Below are 19573 nucleotides of genomic sequence, written 5' to 3'. Positions count from 1 at the left end.
AGAAACCCTGACTGCACAGTCATGGCTTCAACCTCACCTGTGCAATATCACCTGATGAATCTCCTGCAACGGAATGATCCGTTGCGCCGCATTCAGTTTGATTGCTTCCTTGGGCATGCCGAACACCACGCAGCTGGCCTCGTCCTGAGCCACTGTCGCGCTGCCGGCGTCGAGCATTTCCTTGAGCCCGCGCGCGCCGTCGTCGCCCATGCCGGTCATGATGATGCCGGTGGCGTTTTTACCGGCAAATTTGGCCACCGAACGGAACAGCACGTCCACCGAAGGACGATGGCGGTTGACCAGCGGCCCGTCGATGACCTGGACGTGATAGTAGGCGCCGCTGCGCGTGACCATCATGTGTTTGCCGCCGGGGGCGATCAGCGCGAGGCCGGGCAGGATGCGGTCGTTGTTTCTGGCCTCGCGCACCTCGATCTGACTCAGGCTATTGAGGCGTTCGGCGAACGATGCGGTAAATTTTTCCGGCATGTGCTGGACGATGACCATGCCGGGGCAGACGCGGGGCAGGGCAGTCAGCACGGCTTCGAGTGCCTGGGTGCCACCTGTCGAGGTGCCGATGGCGACGATGCGCTCAGTGGTCTGCGCCATGGCATGGCCGCCGGCAGCGGGCAGAATGGCATCGGCGGTCAGTTTGCTGGCCGGGGTCAGCACCGGGGCGGCGGTGCGCTTGCCGAGGTTTCTGACGTTGGAGTTGGCGGCTGCGCGTACCGCTGCAACCAGCTCGGCGGCCGAATCGATGAGGAAGTTTTTCAGGCCAGTGGTGGGTTTGGTGATGATTTCCACTGCCCCGGCAGACAGCGCCTGCAATGACGTTTCCGCGCCTTTCTGTGTCAGCGACGAGCAGATCACCACCGGAGTCGGCCGCTCGCTCATGATCTTCTTGAGAAAAGTGATGCCGTCCATGCGCGGCATTTCCACGTCCAGCACAATGACGTCCGGCCATTCCTGAGCGAGCTTGCCCATGGCGAATATCGGGTCCGACGCCGCGCCTATCACGTGAATGTCGGGGGTGTCGTTGAGGATGGCCACGAGTACCTGGCGCACCACGGCCGAATCATCGACCAGCAGTACACTGATTTTTTTGTTTGGCATCTTTTTCAAGTGCTTCCATTGGTTGGTGCCTGACCCATACGTTTCCGTCCCACAGGTCGAAGATGATGCTGCGATGGCCGGTGCTGCCCAGGTCCTGAGCCATCAGTTTCAGGCGATTCTGTTCGGCCAGCGCAAGCGCCGCGTGGACGTTGCTGTCAGCGACGTTTCGCAGGTGCGGATCATGGCGATGAGCAGGAAACATTTCGCCGCCGCCGAATAGCTTGACCTGATATTCCTCTGGCAGGGTGCCGTTGGCCAGTGCGTGGCGAATGAGTATTTCCATCGCTTCATCAGCGTACTTGCCGTCCAGTGGCTGATGCCTGCGTATGCGCCCGGGCAGCATGAAGTGGCACATGCCGCCAATACGCCGCCACGGGTGCCAGAAGGTAATTGCCACGCATGAACCCAGCAACGTGCGCAGGCGAGTCGGGCGGGTCTGAAAGACCACTTCGCCAGGCCCCAGCACTATTTCGGCTACACCGACGGGCGTGTTCATGGTTTGCGGTAAATCGAAGGGGAGACCATTTTCAACATGTCATTTACACCGTTCAGGCTTTCTGAGTGGCTGATGATGAAATAGCCTCCTGGCTTGAGACGCGGGATCAACCGCGCCACCACTTTGCTTTTGGTTTCCTGATCGAAATAAATCATCACGTTGCGCAGGAAAATGACGTCGAACTCGCCCAGATCCGGCAGGGTGTCATTGAGATTGACCTGCACAAAGCTGACCCGGCTGCGCAACGACTTGTCGATCAGAAAGGTCCCTTCCTGGCGACCTATGCCTTTCAGACAATATTTGAACAGCAAAGGTTGCGGCAACGTTTCGGTGCGCTCCATCGGGTAATGCCCGCTGCGCGCCTTGCTCAGCACGCGGGTGCTGATGTCCGAACCGACCACTTCCCAAGGTGTGCTGCCCAGTTGCTCGGCCAGGGTCATGGCCAGGCTGTAGGGCTCTTCGCCGGACGAACTGGCGGCGCTCCAGATGCGGAATACCTTGCCGGGTGTCACCTTGGTCAGCACCTGCTGACGCAGAAAATCGAAGTGCTTGGGCTCGCGGAAGAAATACGTTTCGTTAGTGGTCAGCAGGTCCAGCGCCACTTGCAGCTCGCCGTTGCGCTGATCGGTCATGATCAGCTTGAAATACTCGCCATAGTTGTCCAGCTCGTAATGCTTGAGACGCTTGAACAGACGGCCGGCGACCAGCGCTTTCTTGGCCAGCGTGAGTTTGATGCCCGCAGCGTTGTACAGCCAGTTCTGGAACTGGCCGAATTCGCGATCGGTGAGCGACGCTGTATCAGGCATGTGCAGACCTCAGGTCGCGTCGACGTCGGGCGGCAGCGACTGGCTTGCCTCGGCGAGGCTGGACATTTCATCTATGGACAGCACGCGGTCGACCTCAAGAACGATCACGAACTTGCCGTCGACCTTGGCCATGCCGCTGATGAAGTCGGCGCGAATTCGCGCGCCGAAGTTCGGCGGCGGCTCGATCTGCGACGCCGGAATCTCCAGCACCGCCGAGACATTGTCGACCAGCAGACCGATGTCCTGCGGCTGGCCGTCCTCGCTGTTGGCCTCGATGATGATCACGCACGAGCGCCGGGTGATGTCCGAGTTCTGTCGCCCGAAGCGCGCCGACAGATCGACCACCGGCACCACAGCGCCGCGCAGGTTGATCACTCCGCGCACGAAGGCGGGCATCATCGGCACCACCGTCAGGCTGCCGTACTCGATGATTTCCTTGATGCCCAGAATGCCGATGGCGAACATCTCGCCACCGAGCATGAAAGTCAGGTACTGCGCCTCTTCTTCGACCGTCGCTGCGGTCTGTCGAGTCGTGACCAATGAGCCCATGTCGTTCTCCCCTGGAGTCTCTATCGAAGCCGGCAATCAGAAACGGGTGAATTCCGATTCGTCCGGGGCGCCCGCCATGCTTTGCGCAAATGCCTTGCGCTGAACCTGTTGCGGCGGGCGCGGAGGCTGACGGCTCGGGCTGTTGCGGCTGTCGAGATTACCGCTCTGTGCGACTGCCCTTGGCGATGCGTCGAGGGTGAAGAAACTCATGGCCTGTTGCAGTTGTTCGGCCTGGCTGCTCATTTCTTCAGCGGTGGCCGCCAGTTCTTCGCTGCTCGATGCGTTTTGCTGGGTGACCTGGTTGAGTTGGGTCATGGCGGTGTTGATCTGCGCCACACCGGCAGCCTGCTCTTCTGACGCTGCACTGATTTCCTGCACAAGGTCGGAGGTCTTGTTGATTGACGGCACCATCTCGTCCAGCAGCTTGCCGGCCTTCTCGGCCATGTCCACGCTGCTCGACGACAACTCGCCGATTTCCTGCGCGGCCACCTGGCTGCGTTCGGCCAGCTTGCGCACCTCGGCGGCCACAACCGCGAAGCCCTTGCCATGTTCGCCGGCACGCGCGGCTTCGATGGCAGCGTTGAGGGCGAGCAGGTTGGTCTGGTAAGCGATGTCGTCGATGATGCTGATGCGCTGGGCGATTTTCTTCATCGCCACGACGGTCTGCTGCACCGATTCGCCGCCATCGGTAGCTTCCTTGGCGGCCTTGCTGGCCATGCCATCGGTGACCTTGGCGTTCTCGGTGTTCTGATTGATGCTGGCGCTCATCTGCTCGACCGACGCGCTGGTCTCTTCGACGCTGGCGGCCTGCTCGCTGGTGGCCTGGCTCATCGACTGTGCAGTGGCGCTGACTTCTTCCGAGGCGCTGGCCAGGTTGTCGGCGGCATTACGCACTTCGCCGATGATGTGCGACAGCTTGCCGACCATGTTGCGCATAGCGTTGAGCACCATGCCGGTCTCGTCCTTGGAGCCGTGGCCGATGTGGGCGTTGAGATTGCCTTCTGCCAGCTGCTCGGCGGCAGTTGCAGCCTCTTTCAGCGGGCGGGAAATGATCCGGGCGATGAACAGCGCCAGACCCAGGCCGATCAACAAGGCTGCAACCAGTACGACGACGATTGAGATGCGTGCGTTTTCATACAGCTTCGTACCCTTGTCACCCGCGACAGTCGCGCCGGCGTCGTTGAGCTCGACCATTTTTTGTAATTGGCTGGTCAATTCGTCGAAGTGCATTTTGGAATCGCCCCTCAGCAGTGCTCGTGCCTGGGCTTCGAGGCCCTGACGCGACATGTCGAACAGCTCGCCGCTGCTCTTGAGGTACGCAGTCCATGTCGCGGTAGCGCTATTGAACAACTGGCGATCCTCATCACTGACCACCAGCTTGTCGTAGGTGGCCAGGCGGGTTTCGAACTGTTTGCGAGCGTCCGCTGCTTCCAGCTCCATCTGCGCCTTTTCCTGGGCGGTGTCAGCTGCAATGTGGCGGTTTTCCTTCAAGCGATAGTTGGCGGCGAAGAAGCGCATGCCCGAAGCCGCACGCATGGACGGCATCCAGTTTTCCTTGATGTCCTGAGCGGCCTGGTTAACCTGGCCGAGCTGGATGATGGCAAAGACTCCCATGGCCGCGGTCAACGCCAGAACCACCAGAAACGAGGTAATCAGCTTGGTGGAAATCTTCAGATCGTAGAACCATTTCATTGAAGTAACTCCTTGGGAATTGCGAATCCGTCAGCGAGAAGTGGGCAGCAGAGGTTGAGGCGCCTGGGTCGAGCGGGCCTCCATTTGTACGATCTGGTTGAGCAGGGCGGGTATGTCGAGAATCAACGCCACCGCACCACTGCCCAGGATCGTCGAGCCGCTGATGCCGCGCAGCGCGCCGAACAGCTTGCCCAGAGGTTTGATAACGGTTTGGAACTCGCCAAGCAGGTCATCGACCACCAGCCCGGCCTTGTGCTCGGCGTAACGCACCACCACCACGTTCTGGCGGCGCGCGGCCGGGCCTTCATGATTGAAGTGGTCGCGCAGGTAGACCAGCGGCAGCACTTCGCCACGCAGGTCCAGGTAGCCGCTGTCACGGGTCAACTGCCGGTTGTGTTCGTCCAGTTCGATGCATTCCTGCACCATGTCCAGCGGGATCACGTAAGTCGACTGATCGATACCGACCAGAAAGCCGTTGATGATCGCCAGCGTGAGCGGCAGGCGGATGCGCACGATGGTGCCCTGACCGGGCTGACTGTCCAGATCCACCGTGCCGCGCAGCAAGGTGATGTTGCGCTTGACCACGTCCATGCCGACACCGCGCCCCGAGAGGTTGGTGACGGCTTCGGCGGTGGAGAAGCCGGGCTCGAAAATCAGGTTGTAGATTTCCTGATCGGTGAGGCTTGCGCCGGCCGCCACCAGACCGCGTTGCTGGGCCTTGTCGAGGATGCGCTCGCGGTTGAGTCCGGCGCCGTCGTCGGCGATTTCGATGACGATGCTGCCCGAGTCGTGGTACGCATTGAGGCTCAAATGACCTTTGGCCGGCTTGCCCGCCGCGCGACGCGCTTCGGCGCTCTCGATGCCGTGATCCATGGAGTTGCGCAGCAGGTGCATGAGCGGGTCGCCGATCTTTTCGACGACGGTCTTGTCCAGTTCGGTCTCCGCGCCATTGATAATCAGGTCGATATCCTTGCCCAGTTCCTGGCTGACATCGCGCACTACACGGCGGAAGCGATTGAAGGTGTCGCCGATGGGGATCATGCGCAGGTGCAGCGCACCATCCAGAATCTGCTCGACCAGCCCCGATACCGTCGAGCTGGCTTCCTGAAGCGGGTCGTTGTCGCACGACTTGGCCAGCAGGCTGGCGCCAGCGCTGGCAATGACCAGCTCGCCGACCAGATTGATCAGTTCGTCGAGCTTGTCGGCGTTGACGCGCACATAGCGGCCATCCTTGTTTTTTTGCTCGCTGGCCGAAGAAGGGCGCTCTACAGCCGTTGCCGTTGCCGTTGCCGTTGCGGACGTACGAGGCACTGCGCGCTGATCGCCCAGCAGTTCGCCGCTGGCCACCATAGGGCTGTGCTCGGGCTGCGAGACCAGTTCTGTGCCAGTAGGCTCGACGTGGTCTGGCGTCTGGTTCACTGGGGTGATTTCTACCGCGCAGTCTTCACGCACGAAATCGAAGACTTCATTGATTGCTGCGTGTCCGGCAGCAGAGAGGAAATCGATCTCGAAACCCAAGTGGCAGGATTCCGGGTCCCACGCCTCAACTGCTGGAATGCTGTCGGTTATCGTCGTGACCTGGACCATCTGCCCCAGGGTATTGAGGTAGCGCAGGAACGACAGCGGATCCATGCCGTTGCGAAACACATCCACGCCAAAACGTAGCGAGATATGCCAGAGCCTATCGGCTGACTGTTCATCGTCGCTGACCACCGGCGCACTCGCGCTGTCAGCGGCTCCGGCGCTGGCCGGTGCCTGGAACACCTGCAGTGCCTGACGCAGCGCCGCCTCGCGCTCCAGAGCAGGCTGCTGCAACTGCTCGCCACGGCTGGCGACCACGTCGATCAATTCAAGCATGTGATCGCCGGACTTGAGCAGCACGGCGATCAGGTCGGCGCTCACCGAAACACTGCCCTCACGCAGGCGATCCAGCACGTCTTCGACGATGTGGGTAAAACTGACGATAGGCGTCAGCCCGAACAGTCCGGCCGAGCCTTTGATGGTGTGCGCTGCGCGAAAAACCGCGCCGATCGCGTCCAGGTCGCCGGGCTCGCTTTCGAGTTGCAGGAGGGATTCCTCCATGGCCTGCAAAAGCTCACGCGCTTCGACGATGAACGTCTGCTGTGCCTGATCGAGATTAATACTCACGATGACTTCCTTGATCGATCACTGGGCAGTACTGCAAATGGACGCGCTACAGCACGACACCCGGATTACATAACTCGAAGGTTTCGCTGACCGCTTTGCTTTGCCCGGTCAGGTGCAGCGAAGTCCCGGTCTTGCCGGCTTCGCGCTGGATAACTGCCAGCAGTTGCAGGCCGGCGCCGTCCATCTCGGTGACCTGTGAGAGGTCAACCTCCAGGCGTGCAGCTGCGCCGATCTGTGGCAGTAACCTGGCGGCCAGTTCGGTCACGGTGTAGATCGTCAACTCGCCGTCTATCTGCACGCGTGCAGTGTCGGTGGCGTTCTCGTCTGGCGTGGGCATGCTGGCCTCCATGGGCCTGGGTCTCAGGGCAGGATCAGCTTGGAAACCGCTGCAAGCATTTGTGCCGGCTGAAACGGTTTGACGACCCACGCCTTGGCGCCTGCGGCCTGACCTTCGGCTTTTTTCGATTCCTGGGATTCGGTAGTCAGCATGATGATCGGCGTGAACTTGTAGCTGGCCAGCTTCTTCACTTCCTTGACGAAGGTGATGCCGTCCATGTTCGGCATGTTCACGTCGCTGATGATCAGGTGCACTTTCTGCCCAGTGAGCTTGCCCAGTGCATCCTTCCCGTCACAGGCTTCGATAACGTCGTATCCGGCACTCTTCAGCGCGATACCGACGACTTGCCGGACGCTGCTTGAATCGTCGACCACCAATACACTCTTAGCCATGATTTACTCCTAGAAAAACGTGATTTCCTGCGAATCCTGCTGTGCTGCCGATTCACCTCGGTGAGTGCGACGTTGCTCGTCGGTCGCGTAGGTGGACTCCATGCGCGCCAGCCATTGCCGGGCGTCGATGGCGACGGCCTCATCGGGGGACTGGCTGGCTTGCAGAAGGTGTGCGTGCAACGAGTCGATGTTGTCGCGTACGTGGGCGAGAATCTGGCTGACCCGGTCCTGAAACTGCAGGTTCACCAGGACCTCGGTCATTTCGTCGCGAATCCCGTAGCTCTCTTGCTTGAGCAGGTCGGCGGACTCGGCCAGGCGGCCGGTGATGCTCTGGAAACGCTCCAGTACGTTCTGAATGCTTTGTTCGGAAGCAGCCACCGAATGGCTGTCCTGATCGGCACCGCTCGATGCGGCCTGTACCAGCTGGGTGATGGCGTTGTTGATGATGTCGACCTTGGCGGACATCTGCTGACCGGTTTCGCTGGACTTGCTCGACAGGCTGCGCACTGCGTCGGCGACCACGGCAAAGCCGCGACCCGCTTCACCGGCGCGCGCCGCCTCGATGGCCGCGTTGAGCGCCAGCAGGTTGGTCTGTGCGGCAATCGCAGCGACGTCGGCGGCCATTGTGCGCAATTCGCCGGTATAGGCGGTGAGGCTGCGGACCTGAGAAAGCGTCTGGTCGCGGCTGGCCTGAGTGGATTTGAGCGAGTCGATCACCTGGCTCAGCTCGCTGTCACTCTGCGACAAGACTTTCAGAGCACCATCGGCGCTCTGACCGTCCAGCTCACCGGCAGCGTGTTGCGACGCCTGCACGGTTTCCTGCAGACGCTCGGAAATGCCCATGAAACGCGTGCTCAGCTCGACAATCGCGGTTTCGGTTTGCTGGCGCGAGCTCTCGACCTGCTTGGCCCAGATCGGCATGGCACCAAGGAGGATTTCATTGAACTGGGCGTTGGACGCCATGGCGCTGCTTTGAGCGCTATGCGCCTGGTGGTGATCCAGCGTCTGAGCCACGGCGCGGCGGACTTCGTTCTGCTGTGAACGCGCAGCCCAGGCACAAGCGCCGAGACCGATCGCCAGCAGTGCAGCGCAAGCCACCAGATTGGCCATACCCGTGCCGAACTGCGTGAGGATCCAGGCAATGGCGGGTATGACGGGAATGAGTGAGAACCAGATGAAACGCGGATGATTTTCTGCAGGAGTACTGCTGTATTGATTCGACATCATGGGTTCGATCCCTGAACAGTGCAGCGTTGTACACGACTCAATGGTTATCTGCGCGCCGCAGACAAACTTGATACCAGTACGAGAGCCTTCCGTCTGATCGCCTGGCGCACAACCCTATCCTGTTAAAAATAGCGGGTATTCGGGGCACCGCAAGTCGGCGCAGTAAACGCGCTGGCAGAACAGCCGGACTCACTCAGGAGAGGACGCAGAGCGTTCAGAAACGAGAGTGTTCTCCCGTGCACTTCTCGTTCCTCACGCTCCAGCGTGGGAATGCGCTTCACGACGCTCCGCGTCGCAAGAGGACGCGGAGCGTCCGGAACGGCATGCGACGCAGAGCGCCGCACGATAGTCGAGGTTCTCGTTCCTCACGCTCCAGCGTGGGAATGCATTTCACGACGCTGCGCGTCGCAAGAGGACGCGGAGCGTCCGGAACGGCATGCGACGCAGAGCGCCGCACGATAGTCGAGGTTATCGTTCCTCACGCTCCAGCGTTGGAATGCGCTTCACGACGCTCTGCGTCGCAAGTTCTGCGCTGCACAGGCGAATTCAAGAGCGGACGCAGAGCGTCCAGAACGGCGTGCCCACGCGGAGCATGGGCACGATGGTGTTCTCCCGTACGCCTTTCGTCTGGCGTGGCTTAGTGCAGCTTCATCCGCGGCTCGGTGCCTTTGCCGATCTTGCTGCCCAGCATCAGCATCAGGGTGCGGAAGGTGCCGTACAGCGCCATCTGGTGCATGCGGTACAGCGACACGTAAAACATCCGCGCCAGCCAGCCTTCAAGCATCACGCTGCCCATCAGGTTACCCATCAGATTGCCGACTGCCGAGAAGCTCGACAGCGAGATCAGTGAGCCGTAGTCCTTGTAGGTGTACTCCGGCAACGTCTTGCCTTCGATCCGCAGGCGCAGTGACTTGACCAACAAGGATGCCTGCTGATGGGCTGCCTGAGCGCGGGGAGGGACGTTGCGGTCGGTGCCTTTTTGCGGGCAGGCTGCGCAGTCACCGAAGGCGAAGATATTTTCGTCACGAGTGGTTTGCAGCGTCGGCAGCACTTGCAGCTGATTGATCCGGTTGCTTTCCAGCCCATCCAGTTCATGCAGGAAGGCTGGAGCACGAATACCTGCCGCCCAGACTTTCAAGCTGGCCGGGATGACCTGCCCGGTAGCAGTGATCAAGCCATCAGCCGTCACCTCACTGACTGCTGCATTGGTCAGCACCGTCACGCCGAGTTTTTCCAGCGTCTTGTGCACCGGCGCGCCGATGCGTTCTGGCAGCGCGGGCAACACCCGTGGCCCGGCTTCGATCACCGTGATGCGCAGGTTTTCCGGCTTGATCTGACCCAGCCCGTAAGCCGCCAGCTCATGCGCCGCGTTGTGCAGCTCTGCCGCCAGCTCGACACCGGTTGCACCAGCACCCACGATGGCCACGGTGATTTCCTGCGCGCTGTCGGCCTGGCCTGCGTGGGCGCGCAGGTAGTGGTTGAGCAGTTGCTGGTGAAAACGCTCGGCCTGTTTGCGGCTGTCGAGAAACAGGCAGTGCTCTGCCGCGCCCTTGGTGCCGAAGTCGTTGGTAGTGCTGCCCACCGCGATGACCAGCGAGTCATAACCCAGGCTGCGTGCCGGAACCAGTTCTGCGCCGTTTTCATCCAGCGTCTCGGCCAAATGAATCTGGCGGCTGGCGCGGTCCAGTCCGGTCATGCGCCCGAGCTGAAACTGAAAGTTGTTCCACTTGGCCTGAGCCACGTAGTTCAGCTCGTCCTCATACGAGTTGAGCGAACCGGCAGCCACTTCGTGCAACAGCGGTTTCCAGATATGCGTCAGGTTGGCATCAACCAGCGTGACACTGGCTGTGCCTTTCTTGCCCAGGGTCTTGCCCAGACTGGTAGCCAGCTCCAGACCGCCAGCGCCTCCGCCAACGATAACAATACGATGCGTCATAAGGATTACTCGGAAGGTTTAAGGAATTCGGGGGGAGCTCGATCTTCGCGAGCGCAAGGCAGCTCATAGCGTCAGAAGGCTCAATAAAGGGTTCATCACCACACTGCCCGGGTCAGGAGCGGCCTGCGCTCGACTGGATACCGGTGTGCCTGAAGGTACTCTTCGACACACCTTTGCGGTTCCGGGTTCAGGTGTCTGCTCAATTTATCCGTGGTCTCAGGCGTGCTGTCGGGCAGGGGGCCAGGGATCGGTGATTTCCAGCGGCTCGACCTGCAGCGTGTCGTCCAGGCGGATGATTCCGCTTTGTAACACCCGCGCGGTAATTCCACCATGCCCGCGCACCGCCTGGAACGTCCCGTGACCGAGGCGCTGCTCAAGCCGTGCACAAGGCTGGCACCAGCCGGTGGTTTCGAAAATCGCCTGGCCGATCCGGAAGCGGCGATTCTTCAGGCTGAACAGGTTGATGCCACTGATCACCAGATTGCGCCGCAAATCCTGCGGCACGATAGGGTTATCCGCTGCGCGGTTCAGTAACGAGCTGACCACCGCCAGATGCTCCCACTGGATCAACGTCACCTGCCGCGCATTGCGCGGGCCGGGCCGCGAGTGATCGCCGGTCAGACCCGCTTCGCGACGCGCTTCGACGGCATCCAGCTCGATCATCTCGACCCGCGATTGCGGGCGCACGCCTATCCAGCGCACGCGACCTTGTTGAGGCACATCGGCCAGCAGTTCCTGCAAGGGGCTCATAAACTGATTCCAACATCGAAAACGACACTGCGGCCCAGATTGGTACGCAGAAAATCCGGAGCGCCGGGATGCGCGAACAATACCCGAGCGAAGGTCGGCCCCACCAGCGACAACGAGCGCCAGCCCTGACGCAGGTACTCGGTCGGTGGTGGAAAGTGACTGTTGAGGTCCAGCACCTCGCGCTTGAGACTGGCGAAGGCGATGATATCCAGCCCGCCCAGGTCAATCCCGCGTTCGCGATAGTTGGTGGATTTCTTGCGCAGGGTAGGGGCGAGTCGGTGCAGCAGTTCCGAGGCAGGAATCCGCTTGGGCTTGGCTTCCCGACGTACCAATTGACTCAACGAGAACGCGCTTCGTCGTCGCGCCAACTCCTCGCGCCACTCGTCATTGAGACGCCGCCCCTCATCCAGCACAAAAAATACCTCGAAGCGCCCGTCACGAAACAGCACATCCGGCGGCTCCTGACTGGCAGGCGTGAAGTCCTCACTGCGATGCGCAATGTTCAGCCCCTGTAACAGACGCTGACAAACCCAGCGCTCGCGCTCCCACTTCCGCGCATTGGACAGAAAGGCGTTGGCTTGTTCGGCCTGGATCGTCAACAGGCGCAGGTAGTCTGAGTCATCCATAGGGCCAAGCTTAGCGTTCAAGTTGCCATGACTGGAAGAGTGAATGCAGGGGTGTAGACTGGCAATTCATTTTTTGATCGCTTGCGATAGATGTCCGCAGGCGCTGCCTTTACCGAGGATCGACCTGTGAAGCTCATTCCCATCCTGCTGCTGGCCTTGCTGCCGCTCACCGCCAACGCCCTGCAAGTCGGTGAGCGTTTGTCCTCCTGGACACTGCTCGATCAATACGACCAGCCCTACACCCTGAACAACCAGACGCAAACCCTGCTGGTCGCACGCAGCATGGACGCCGCCAAGTTGGTGAATGCCGCCCTTCAGGACAAGCCAAAAGGCTTTCTGGAATCACGCCACACGGTGTTTGTCGCTGACATCCAGAAAATGCCAACCATCATCGCCAAAATGTTCGCCATCCCTAAAATGCGGGATTACAGCTATCGCGTGATGCTTGATCGAGAGGCACGCATCGTGCCCCAGTACGCAGGCGATGACGATAAGGTGCTGTGGTTACAGTTGCGCGACGGGCAGTTGGTCAGTCAGCAGCAATTTGGCAGTGCTGATGCGTTGAGGGCTGCGCTGGAGCGTGAGTGATCGCGAGACATGAGCGTTGTGGGAGCGAGCTTGCTCGCGAAAGGGCCATCACAGGCGTCCTGAGATGCGGCTGAAAGACAGCCCTCGTGGTTGCGTATTAGCAAGTGGCTTCACACTGGCTTGTTATCAATGCCCCCTATGCGGAGCCTCAAGATCACCCGAGAACAACTCATCCTCAGCATCCGGACTCACCGGAATCGCATGTTCTTCAGAAGCCCATGCCCCCAGGTCGATCAGTTTGCAGCGCTCGGAGCAGAACGGGCGGCTCGGACTGGCTGCGCTCCATTCCACCGGGGCGTCGCAGGTTGGGCATTGAACGGTCATTGGTTGGCTCATGATTGGCCTCCACGCAAAGTAAGGTAAAAATGGTGCAGCCGCTCGACTTCGCGGGTGAGCCAAGCGTGATCGCGGTCGTTGACCAGCACATCATTGGCATGGCGCAGGCGGTCTTCACGTTGGATCTGCACCTTGAGAATGGCTTCGACCTGCTCCTGGCTGGAGCTGTCGCGCAGCATGGTGCGTTCTATCTGCAGGTGCGCCGGAGCATCGATCACCAGCAGCCGCTGAACCATGCGGTATTGCCCGGACTCGACCAGCAGTGGCGAGACCAGAATGGCATACGGCGATTTGGCCTTGGCCAGATGGCTGACGATTTCCTGATTGATCAGCGGATGCAGCAGCGCTTCCAGCCAGCGTCGCTGCTCAGGGTTTTCGAAGATCAGCTTGCGCAGCGCGCCACGATCCAGCTCGCCGCTGGCCTGCAACACGTCTTTACCGAAGTGCGCCGCTATCTGCTCCAGCGCCGGGCGCCCGGGCTCGACTACCCAGCGGGCGGCATGATCGGCATCCACAGTGTCGATGCCAAGGTCGCTAAAGCACTTCGCCGCTGCACTTTTACCGCTACCGATGCCGCCAGTCAGGCCAAGAATCCAGGGTTTTTCATCAGGGTGAGTCATCTGAAACCGGCAAACTGCATGTAAGAGTCGGTTATTTGACCACCCCAGAGCAAAGCGATCCACCCCGCAATGGCCAGATAAGGACCAAAGGGGATCGGCGTACCGCTTTCCACCCTGCGCACACGCATCATGATCACCCCAAGCACCGCGCCCACCAGCGACGATAGCAGGATGGTCAACGGCAAAATCTGCCAGCCGCCCCACGCGCCAAGCATTGCCAGCAACTTGAAGTCGCCATAACCCATGCCTTCCTTGCCGGTCACCAGCTTGAACAGCCAGAACACCGACCACAGCGCCAGATAACCGGCCACCGCTCCCCATAGCGCATCGTTCAGCGAGGTGAACAGCCCGAAAGCGTTGACGATCAGGCCCAGCCACAGCAGTGGCAGCACCAAAGAATCAGGGAGCAACTGGTGATCGGCATCGATCAGACTCATCGCCAGCAGCCCCCAACTCAGTACCAGCATCGCCGCCGCCTGCCAGCCGAAACCGAAATGCCACGCCACGTAGGCCGACAACACTGCGTAGGTCAGCTCGACCAGCGGGTAGCGTTTGCTGATCGGCGCTTTGCACTGCGAACATTTACCGCGCAGCAGCAGATAGCTGATGACCGGCAGGTTCTCCCACGGGCGGATTTTGTGTGCGCAATGCGGGCAGCTCGAACGGGGGCGGTTTAGGTTGAACACGGGTTGATCGGGTTCGGCGGGCAGGCCGAGCAGTTCTCGGGATTGGGCTTTCCAGTCGCGCTCCATCATTATCGGGAGGCGGTAGACGACCACGTTGAGGAAACTTCCGATGATCAGGCCGAGAATGCAGCAGGTGGTGACGAAGGCCAGGGGGGAGCTGGCCAGGAAATCGAGGAGGGGCATGTCAGACGACGCTTCCAAGTTTGAAGATGGGGAGGTACATGGCAATCACAAGGCCGCCGACGATAACACCCAGCACCGCCATGATCATCGGTTCCATGAGGCTGGTCATGTTGTCGACCATATTGTCGACCTCTTCTTCATAGTAAGTCGCGACTTTATCGAGCATGGCGTCAAGCGCACCGGACTCTTCCCCGATTGCTGTCATTTGTATCGCCAGACTTGGAAATACACCTGTTGATCTCATCGAGAAATTCAGCTGCATGCCAGTAGAGACATCCTGTTTGACTTGATTGACCGCGTTTCTGAATACAACGTTACCGGTGGCTCCGGCGACCGAATCCAGAGCCTCGACCAGCGGGACGCCTGCTGCAAAGGTCGTCGCGAGTGTCCGTGCATAGCGCGCGACGGACGATTTGAAAATGAGGGGGCCGATAATGGGGACTTTCAGAAGAAAGCGGTCGATACTATCGCGAAAGTTTTGAGACCGTTTGTAGGCGCGCTTAAACATGAAAAAGCTGATAAAAAACAATATAACTATTGCCAGCCACCACTGCTGAACGACTTCCGAAAGCGCGATGACCATCAATGTGAACGCTGGCAATTCCGCGTTAAACCCTGCAAACACAGACTGGAACTGCGGCACGACCTTGATCAACAAAATACCTGATACGATAAACGCGACAATTAATACGGCGGTAGGATAAGTCATCGCCTTCTTGATTTTGGCCTTTAGCCTTTCTGTCTTTTCCTTGTAGCTCGCCACGCGGTCCAGCAAACTTTCGAGCGCCCCGGCCTGCTCTCCGGCATCGACCAGGTTGCAAAACAGATCATCGAAGTATTCCGGTTTCTGTCGCAGCGCAGTCGCAAAGCTGTTCCCTGCTGAGACCTCCTGCTTTAGTGAGCCGACAAGCGCACGCATGTTCGGGTTTTCTGCGCCCTCGGCAATGATGTCAAATGACTGCAGAAGCGGCACGCCAGCCTTCATCATGGTTGCCATCTGCCGAGAAAAGAATGCAATGTCCAGCGGCTTGATCTTCTTGCCTTTGCCAAAGATCGATACGGGCTTTTTACGTACCTTGGTGAAATTGATACCTTGCTTGCGCAACTGCGCCTTCACAAGCGCAAGATTGTGCCCGTTCACTTCACCACTGAGTTTGCCGCCTTTTTTGTCTACACCTTCCCATGTGTAAACACTGACTTTAACTGCCTTGCTGGCCATGCTTAATCCTTGGTCACGCGGTTGACTTCTTCAAGGCTGGTAATGCCTTGCATGGCCTTCGACAGGCCGGAGGTCCTCAAGTCATTGAAGCCGTCCTTGCGCATCTGCCTGGAAATCTCCAGCGAATTGCCTTCTTCCATGATGATACGTTCCAACTCAGGGGTTTTCTTCACCACTTCATAAATACCGACCCGGCCCCTGTAACCGCCGTTGCAATGTTCACAACCTACTGGGCCATAGATTTTGAACGTGCCGATCTTCTCTTCCGGAAAGCCCTCCTGGATGAGCGTTTCCCGGGGTATATCGAGTTCTTTCTTGCAATGGCTACAGAGCTTGCGCGCCAGCCGCTGGGCAATGATGAGGTTGATGGCTGTAGCGATGTTGAAGGCTGCGACACCCATATGATGCAAGCGCGTCAGGGTTTCTGCAGCACTATTAGTGTGCAGGGTAGATAACACCATGTGACCGGTCTGCGAGGCTTTAATGGCGATTTCGGCAGTTTCCAGGTCTCGTATCTCGCCGACCATGATTACGTCGGGATCTTGACGCAGGAATGCGCGCAGTGCCTGAGAAAAGTCCAGTCCCTGACGCGGATTGACATTGACCTGATTAATACCTTCCAGGTTGATTTCCACCGGGTCTTCAGCTGTAGAGATGTTGATGTCCACAGTATTGAGGATATTCAGGCCGGTATACAGGGAAACAGTCTTGCCGGACCCCGTCGGGCCGGTCACTAGAATCATGCCTTGTGGTTGTTTCAGCGCCTCTAGATACAGTGCTTTCTGTTCCGGCTCGTAGCCCAGCGCATCAATGCCCATCTGCGCACTGGTCGGGTCGAGAATCCGCATCACGATCTTCTCGCCCCACAGTGTTGGCAGCGTATTCATACGGAAGTCGATCGCTTTGTTTTTGGATACGCGCAGCTTGACCCTGCCGTCCTGCGGTTTGCGCCGCTCAGAGATATCGAGGCTGGCCATGACTTTCAGGCGCGCAGCAATTCGGTTGGCCAGATGGATCGGTGGTCTGGCCACTTCATGCAAAATACCGTCGGTGCGCAGGCGCACGCGAAAGATCTTTTCGTAAGGTTCAAAATGCAGGTCGGATGAGCCCAGCCGTATGGCATCCATCAGCATCTTGTTGACGAAGCGCACGACAGGAGCATCGTCGGCGTCACTCTGAGTTGCCAGTGAAGTTTCCTTGTCACTGGCAGGCTCGATGTCCAAGCCCAAATCAATGTCTGCCAACTCGCCAAGGCCGCTTTCAGTGTCAAAAAAACGGTCTATGGCAATGGTCAGCTTGTCGTCTTCAACCAGAATCGCTTCAGTGTTCAGGCCGGTGCTGAACTGAATATCAGTCACTGCCTGATGGTTAGTCGGGTCTGATATGGCGATGAACAGCTTGTTGCCGCGTCGCCAGAGGGGGAGAGCGTGATGCTGTCGAACCAGCTTTTCACTGACCAGCCCTTTAGGCTGACTTTCCTTGTCCAGGCTGGCGAGGTCCATGAATGGCACGCCAAACTGATCGGAAGCCATTTCTGCCAGCGTCAGGCTTTTGACCAGTTTGTTCTGAACCAGATAGCTGACCAACGAAATCTTGTCACGACGCGCCTGTTGATACGCTTGCTGCGCAACAGGTTCAGTAAGGAGCTCGGCCAGGACCAATTGTTTGGCCAAACCGGTGAGGACAGCATCAGTCATATAACCACCAGACACAGACAGTGTGAGGGTTATAGCTTAGTCGGGCGATGCTGCCAATTGGCAGCGAGGCATATGACAAAAATTGTCAGTTTCTGCTGGTTTCTGATACTGCCCCGTTGTCAATGTCAGGGCACAAAGCAGTGAGTAGCGACTTACCCAGTATTGGCACGGGCTATGCTTGCCCAGAGTCAAGGCACTACCTTATTGACGCCTGGAGAAGTACGCATGCAAACACAAAAAGGTTTCACGTTGATCGAGCTGATGATCGTTGTTGCGATCATCGGGATTTTGGCTGCAGTGGCCATTCCTTCCTATCAAAACTATACCTTGCGCGCGCAGGCTTCTGCTCTGCTTGCTGGCTTGGATTCAGCTAAATTGGCTGTTTCAGAAAACTGGTCGAACGGCTCAAGTGGTGCTGCTCTTTGCGGTACCGGAACTACTCTTATCTCAGGTTGCACAGGTAGCGGTCTTCTGACAGCTACTAAGGGCGCAGTCACGGTCAGACTTCAGCCCACTCCGCCAGACGTGGCTACCGTAGGCGCTAGTATTACTTGGTCATGTACCGTCGTTCCGGTAAACGCTAATATCAGTGCCTGTACTGGAGCAGCCTCCTAAGTAATTTATGTTGAAGAGGACGCTCTTGCGTCCTCTTTTTATGATGAAGAGAGGATAAGTTGTTTTTCAAGGCTAAAAATTCAGGGTTTTTTTTATCCGTTTGCTGTGCGCTACTCATCGTTGTGTGTATACCAGATAATTCTAGTCACGACACTCAGCGCCTCACGCAGTTTTTTATCGGTTCGTTATCTGTTTTGATCTTGTTTTTATTTTTTTCTAGCCGTTCAACCGCTTTGTTGTTTGATTCTCCTACTAAGGTTGTTTTTTTTCTCGTGCTGTCTGGAGGATTGCTTTCCAGTTTTGCGGCTCGCCAGCCTCTGTGGGCTCTGACTGAACTATCAGTCTTATTACTTTCCTGTGCCATTGCGACTGCAATCTCCCTGCAAAGGCGGCTTCATGGTGACCAGATGGATCGTGCCTTTATAGGCTTTGTCATCCTCATCTGCTCTGTCAAAACGATCCAGTTTATCTCCAACTCTACAGCGGCATTTCTTGGCTCGGCAGGTATCCTGGACACCGACCTACTACTCGACGGCTTTTCCAACAAGCGTTTCTATGGTCAATTCCAGACCTTCACTTTGCCCTTACTGGTGCTGCCACTACTACTGACCTGTACGCGGCGCTCGATCAAAATTGGTTTGTTCTGTCTGACCAGTCTCTGGTGGATGATCGCGATCAGTGGAGGAACTCGTGGTACATGGCTGGGCATGGCCGCCGCAGTTGCAGTTATGTTCTGCCTCGGACTTGCCGGACGCCGTTGGGCCGGTTGGCAGTTGGGCGCGGCTTCGACGGGGCTCCTGCTGTTCACTCTGCTGTTCAGCGTGTTGCCAGGTTTGCTAGGTATCGAAGTCAGCAATTTCGCCGGCGACCGTCTGACCACGTCTCTGTCCGCGCGCGAAATCCTCTGGCAACAAGCATGGGAAATGATCAAAGAGCGCCCGCTCCTTGGTTTTGGTCCCATGCATTTCGCTGATATATGGAATGCCGTGGCGGCGCACCCACATCAGGCCATTCTGCAATGGGCCTGTGAGTGGGGGATTCCCTCGACGTTATGTGTGGCAGGTCTGGCGCTGTATGGGTTGAGCACCACCGCTGTGCTAGTGCATAAGCGTGCGCTGTCCCTTGAGCCTGTTGACCTGATGCGCCTGTGCCTGTTCGCCAGTCTCATTGGTGCCCTGACCCAGTCCATGGTCGATGGCGTGATCGTCATGCCTTACTCACAACTCTGGTTGGCGATCATTGTAGGCTGGCTGTTGGCGTTGCATGAATGGCAAAAGGTGCCTGGGCCGACCAATGTTGTGCTCGGTCGCGCGTGGCTGGTCTGTCTGACGCTGGCGACAGGCATGATTCTCTACACCATTGTTCGCGACCTGCCCGACATGGACGCACGCAGACAGCAATTTGGTGAAGACTTCGGTGGGCGATACCTTCCTCGTTTCTGGATGCAGGGTGTCATTGCGGTTCCACCCGGACGCTAACACAGGGCTTTCTGCTAGCATTTTCCTTATGCTGTGTAGCTCGGTGAGACGATGGGTGAACCCTCATCTGTTGCACACTCCA

General features: G+C 58.4%; 20 protein-coding genes. 3 read left to right on the top strand and 17 right to left on the bottom strand.

Annotated elements, in window-relative coordinates; all coding sequences use genetic code 11:
- Positions 1-33: 33 nt before the first annotated feature.
- The 12 genes from JOE33_RS10250 to JOE33_RS10195 all read right to left on the bottom strand — a co-directional run bounded on the left by JOE33_RS10250 (position 34) and on the right by JOE33_RS10195 (position 12069).
- Complete coding sequence (locus JOE33_RS10250) at positions 34-1110, bottom strand: chemotaxis response regulator protein-glutamate methylesterase (RefSeq protein WP_010437760.1); 1077 nt, start codon at positions 1108-1110, stop codon at positions 34-36.
- Complete coding sequence (cheD, locus tag JOE33_RS10245; RefSeq protein WP_010437761.1) at positions 1073-1606, bottom strand: chemoreceptor glutamine deamidase CheD; 534 nt, start codon at positions 1604-1606, stop codon at positions 1073-1075. The genes JOE33_RS10250 and cheD overlap by 38 nt, the downstream gene beginning before the upstream one ends.
- Positions 1603-2412 carry a CheR family methyltransferase gene (locus tag JOE33_RS10240; RefSeq protein WP_122591274.1) on the bottom strand — a complete coding sequence of 270 codons (810 nt, stop codon included), beginning with the start codon at positions 2410-2412 and terminating at the stop codon, positions 1603-1605. Before JOE33_RS10240 ends, cheD begins: the two co-directional genes overlap by 4 nt.
- Positions 2413-2421: 9 nt before the next feature.
- Complete coding sequence (locus JOE33_RS10235) at positions 2422-2961, bottom strand: chemotaxis protein CheW (RefSeq protein ID WP_005745466.1); 540 nt, start codon at positions 2959-2961, stop codon at positions 2422-2424.
- A gap of 36 nt (positions 2962-2997) precedes the next feature.
- Positions 2998-4653 (bottom strand): methyl-accepting chemotaxis protein, encoded by a 1656-nt coding sequence (locus JOE33_RS10230; RefSeq protein ID WP_010437763.1) that lies wholly within the window; start codon positions 4651-4653, stop codon positions 2998-3000.
- A 30-nt stretch (positions 4654-4683) separates the two neighbouring features.
- Positions 4684-6801: a chemotaxis protein CheA gene (locus tag JOE33_RS10225; RefSeq protein ID WP_187625647.1), complete on the bottom strand. Its 2118-nt coding sequence runs from the start codon at positions 6799-6801 to the stop codon at positions 4684-4686.
- 46 nt (positions 6802-6847) lie between these two features.
- Positions 6848-7138, bottom strand: a complete 291-nt coding sequence (locus JOE33_RS10220; RefSeq protein ID WP_003347075.1) for an STAS domain-containing protein — start codon at positions 7136-7138, stop codon at positions 6848-6850.
- Between the two features lie 23 nt (positions 7139-7161).
- Entirely contained in the window at positions 7162-7530 is a 369-nt protein-coding gene (locus tag JOE33_RS10215) for a response regulator (RefSeq protein ID WP_002553206.1), read from the bottom strand.
- Positions 7531-7539: 9 nt separating this feature from the next.
- Positions 7540-8754 carry a methyl-accepting chemotaxis protein gene (locus JOE33_RS10210; RefSeq protein WP_163009672.1) on the bottom strand — a complete coding sequence of 405 codons (1215 nt, stop codon included), beginning with the start codon at positions 8752-8754 and terminating at the stop codon, positions 7540-7542.
- A gap of 640 nt (positions 8755-9394) precedes the next feature.
- Positions 9395-10693 carry an NAD(P)/FAD-dependent oxidoreductase gene (locus tag JOE33_RS10205; RefSeq protein ID WP_003392712.1) on the bottom strand — a complete coding sequence of 433 codons (1299 nt, stop codon included), beginning with the start codon at positions 10691-10693 and terminating at the stop codon, positions 9395-9397.
- Between the two features lie 216 nt (positions 10694-10909).
- Positions 10910-11443, bottom strand: a complete 534-nt coding sequence (locus JOE33_RS10200; RefSeq protein ID WP_096139863.1) for an MOSC domain-containing protein — start codon at positions 11441-11443, stop codon at positions 10910-10912.
- Positions 11440-12069 (bottom strand): DUF1780 domain-containing protein, encoded by a 630-nt coding sequence (locus tag JOE33_RS10195; protein ID WP_122694368.1) that lies wholly within the window; start codon positions 12067-12069, stop codon positions 11440-11442. The genes JOE33_RS10200 and JOE33_RS10195 overlap by 4 nt, the downstream gene beginning before the upstream one ends.
- Positions 12070-12195: 126 nt before the next feature.
- Here JOE33_RS10195 and JOE33_RS10190 point away from each other — a divergent pair, with 126 nt between their 5' ends.
- Positions 12196-12657, top strand: a complete 462-nt coding sequence (locus JOE33_RS10190) for a hypothetical protein (RefSeq protein ID WP_163031783.1) — start codon at positions 12196-12198, stop codon at positions 12655-12657.
- Positions 12658-12783: 126 nt separating this feature from the next.
- Here JOE33_RS10190 and yacG read toward each other — a convergent pair whose 3' ends face one another.
- From yacG to pilB, 5 genes are read right to left on the bottom strand one after another with little or no spacing between them, the layout of a single operon-like run.
- The gene (gene yacG, locus JOE33_RS10185) at positions 12784-12993 is read right to left on the bottom strand and encodes a DNA gyrase inhibitor YacG (RefSeq protein WP_002552020.1); all 210 of its coding nucleotides are present in this window, start codon (positions 12991-12993) and stop codon (positions 12784-12786) included.
- Positions 12990-13613 (bottom strand): dephospho-CoA kinase, encoded by a 624-nt coding sequence (gene coaE / locus JOE33_RS10180; protein WP_096124562.1) that lies wholly within the window; start codon positions 13611-13613, stop codon positions 12990-12992. The genes yacG and coaE overlap by 4 nt, the downstream gene beginning before the upstream one ends.
- On the bottom strand, positions 13610-14482 hold the full coding sequence (locus tag JOE33_RS10175) for an A24 family peptidase (protein ID WP_187625648.1): 873 nt from the start codon (positions 14480-14482) through the stop codon (positions 13610-13612). The genes coaE and JOE33_RS10175 overlap by 4 nt, the downstream gene beginning before the upstream one ends.
- A gap of 1 nt (position 14483) precedes the next feature.
- A complete protein-coding gene (locus JOE33_RS10170) occupies positions 14484-15701 on the bottom strand; it encodes a type II secretion system F family protein (RefSeq protein ID WP_010437866.1) in 1218 nt (405 codons plus the stop codon).
- A 2-nt stretch (positions 15702-15703) separates the two neighbouring features.
- Positions 15704-17398 carry a type IV-A pilus assembly ATPase PilB gene (pilB, locus tag JOE33_RS10165; protein ID WP_187625649.1) on the bottom strand — a complete coding sequence of 565 codons (1695 nt, stop codon included), beginning with the start codon at positions 17396-17398 and terminating at the stop codon, positions 15704-15706.
- Positions 17399-17623: 225 nt separating this feature from the next.
- Between pilB and JOE33_RS10160 the strand changes: the two genes are divergently transcribed.
- Both JOE33_RS10160 and JOE33_RS10155 read left to right on the top strand, forming a co-directional pair.
- Complete coding sequence (locus JOE33_RS10160; RefSeq protein ID WP_187625650.1) at positions 17624-18013, top strand: pilin; 390 nt, start codon at positions 17624-17626, stop codon at positions 18011-18013.
- Between the two features lie 194 nt (positions 18014-18207).
- Positions 18208-19491, top strand: coding sequence for an O-antigen ligase family protein (locus JOE33_RS10155; RefSeq protein WP_080009322.1), 1284 nt, complete (start codon positions 18208-18210; stop codon positions 19489-19491).
- Positions 19492-19573: the final 82 nt, after the last annotated feature.

It is taken from the genome of Pseudomonas sp. PvP027 (assembly GCF_017833005.1).
In the GTDB taxonomy this organism is placed as follows: domain Bacteria; phylum Pseudomonadota; class Gammaproteobacteria; order Pseudomonadales; family Pseudomonadaceae; genus Aquipseudomonas; species Aquipseudomonas congelans.
Note: the sequence above shows the minus strand (reverse complement) of the source record. Positions and strands in the feature narration are given on the sequence as shown.